This is a genomic window from Streptomyces sp. NPDC007917, from assembly GCF_042959105.1.
GTDB lineage: Bacteria > Actinomycetota > Actinomycetes > Streptomycetales > Streptomycetaceae > Streptomyces.
On the sequence record NZ_JBIBKK010000071.1, the window covers coordinates 1 to 2,859 of the forward strand.

1 protein-coding gene is annotated in these 2,859 nt (G+C 68.3%); it reads left to right on the forward strand.

Annotated elements, in window-relative coordinates:
• Positions 1-2,859: condensation domain-containing protein (locus tag ACFZDL_RS47125; protein ID WP_391194611.1), on the forward strand; the 2,859-nt coding region annotated here is incomplete at both ends.

Consider the following 2,859-nt stretch of genomic DNA (forward strand, 5'->3'; position numbering starts at 1 on the left):
ATCGAGTCGCTGGCCCGGGAATGGGATACGCAGCCGGACACCGACCCCGTGGTCCCGTTGCGGCCCGCGAACACCGCGTACACCATCTACACCTCGGGTACGACCGGCCGCCCCAAGGCCGTCACCGTCACCCATGAAGGTCTGGCCACTCTTGTGGCCTCACTGGTGGAGCGGTGCGGCCTCACCGAGATGGTCCGTGTCCCGCAGTTGGCCTCGACGGGCTTCGACGCCTCTGTTCTGGAGCTCCTGCTGGCGTTCGGAGCGGGCGGGACGTTGGTGCTGCCCGCGGCCGGCCGGATGGCAGGCGAGGAACTGGCCGGGGTTCTGGCTGAGCACCGGGTCACCCATGTCTTCCTTGCGCCGACGCTGTTGGCCACCCTCCCCACCAGAGCGGCGCTTCCGGAGCTGACCCATGTACTCGTGGGCGCCGAGGCATGCCCGCCCCATGTGGTCGAGCAGTGGGCCCCCGGCCGGCAGATGATGAACCTGTACGGGCCCACAGAGATCACCGTGGCGGCCTCGATCGCCGGGCCGTTGTCGGGTACGGCCGTCCCGATCGGGCGGCCGGTCATGGGTTTCCGCCTTCACGTGCTGGACGAGTTCCTGAGCCCCGTGGTGCCCGGTGCGGTCGGAGAGCTGTATGTCGCCGGCTCTGGCCTGGCGCGTGGCTATCTGGATCGGCCGGGGTTGTCGGCTGGGCGGTTCGTGGCGGATCCGTGGGGTCCGCCTGGCAGTCGGATGTACCGCACCGGTGATCTGGTGCGGTGGAGCGGGGACGGGGAGCTGGAGTATCTGGGCCGGGTCGATGGGCAGGTGAAGATCCGTGGTTTCCGGATCGAGCCGGGTGAGGTCGAGAGGGTGCTCTCCGGGCACTCGGCTGTCGACCAGGCGCTGGTCGTGGCCCGGGAGGAGCAGCCAGGTGACATTCGTCTGGTGGCGTACGTTGTGCCCGGCGAGGGTTATGCGGCCGAGGAGGTTCGCCGCCACCTGCGCGCCACGCTACCGGACTACATGGTCCCCGCCGCCCTCGTCACCCTCCGCCGGATACCGCTCACCACCAGTGGCAAGGTCGACCACCGTGCACTTCCCGCACCCGACTACACGCCGAGCGGCGCCGGGCGCACTCCCCGTACGTCCTGTGAAGAGATCCTCTGCGTGCTCTTCGCCGAGGTCCTGGGCGTGGCTCACGTCGGCGTCGACGACAGTTTCTTCGACCTCGGCGGCCACTCCCTGCTCGCCACCCGCCTGATCAGTCGCATCCGCACCGCCCTTGGCGCTGAACTTCCGCTGCGTACGCTGTTCGAGGCGCCGACCGTGGCCGGGCTCGCGCGAGGACTGGCCGAACAGGGCGGGAGCCTTCGCCCGGTGTTGAAGAGGGCAGCGCGGCCGGAGGCCCTGCCGCTGTCCTTCGCACAGGAGCGACTGTGGTTCCTGCACAGGCTGGAGGGCCCCTCCGCCACCTACAACATGGCGCTCGCCCTGCGGCTGACCGGCGACCTCGACCGCGCCGCTCTGCACGGCGCACTCATCGATGTCATCACCCGCCACGAGTCCCTGCGCACCCTGTATCCCGACATCGCCGGCCGACCCGCGCAGCAGATCCTCGCCCCGGAGCAGGTGAGCGTCGATCTGCCGGTGGTTTCGACGCACGGTGATCGGCTGCCCGAGGAACTGCTCGACGCCGCCCAGTACGCGTTCGACCTCGCTCGGCACCTACCGGTGCGGGCCCAGCTGTTCACCGTGAGTCCGACCGATTCGGTGCTGATGTTGGTGCTGCACCACATCGCGGGCGACGGCTGGTCGTTGGCTCCGCTGGCTCGTGACCTGGTCGCCGCTTACACTGCCCGCCGTACCGGCACCGCTCCCCAGTGGCCCCGGTTGCCCGTCCAGTACGCGGACTACACGTTGTGGCAGCGCCGGCTGCTGGGCGATGACACCGACCCGGACAGCGTGTTCAGCCGTCAGTACGCCTACTGGGCCGAGCAGCTGGCCGGCCTCCCCGAGCAGGTCACGATCCCGGCCGACCGCCCCCGCCCAACGGCTGTCGGGCACCTCGGCGACGTGGTGCGGCTGTGTTTCGATGCCGAGTTGCACAGGGGTCTGGTGGCGCTGGCCCGTCGCTTCGACACCACTGTGTACATGGTGCTGCAGGCTTCGTTGGCGGCCTTGATGACCCGGCTCGGTGCCGGCACCGACATCCCGATCGGCAGTGGTATCGCCGGACGTACCGACGAGCAGCTGGACGACCTGGTCGGGCTGTTCGTGAACTCGCTGGTGATACGGACCGACACCTCGGGCAACCCGTCCTTCGCCGATCTGCTGGCCCAGGTGCGGGGGACCAGTCTGGCCGCCCACGCCCACCAGGACATCCCGTTCCAGTACCTGGTGGAGAAGCTCAACCCGCACCGCTCCCCCGCACACCACCCGCTCTTCCAGGTCGCGCTGGTCCTGCAGAACAACGAGCAACCCGACTTCGAACTGCCGGGCCTCCAGGTCAGCCTCGAACCGACGCACACCCGCACCTCTCGACTGGACGTGTTCATCACCGTCACCGAGCAGTTCGATGCCGACCGGACACCCGCGGGGGTTGACGGCTTCATCGAGTTCGCCACGGACCTGTACGACGAGTCCAGCATCAATGTCCTGACCGACCGGTGGACGCAGCTGCTGCGTGCCGTGATAAGCGATCCGAGCCAGCCGATCGGCGCGCTTGACGTCTTTATCCCGCAGGAGCGAATGCGGCTCGAATCCTGGTCGGTTAATTTGCGTTCTGATGTTGTTGATGTTTCGTTGGTGGGGTTGTTTGCGGCGCAGGTGGCGGTTGTTCCGGATGCGGTGGCTGTGGATTGGGGGGATGGG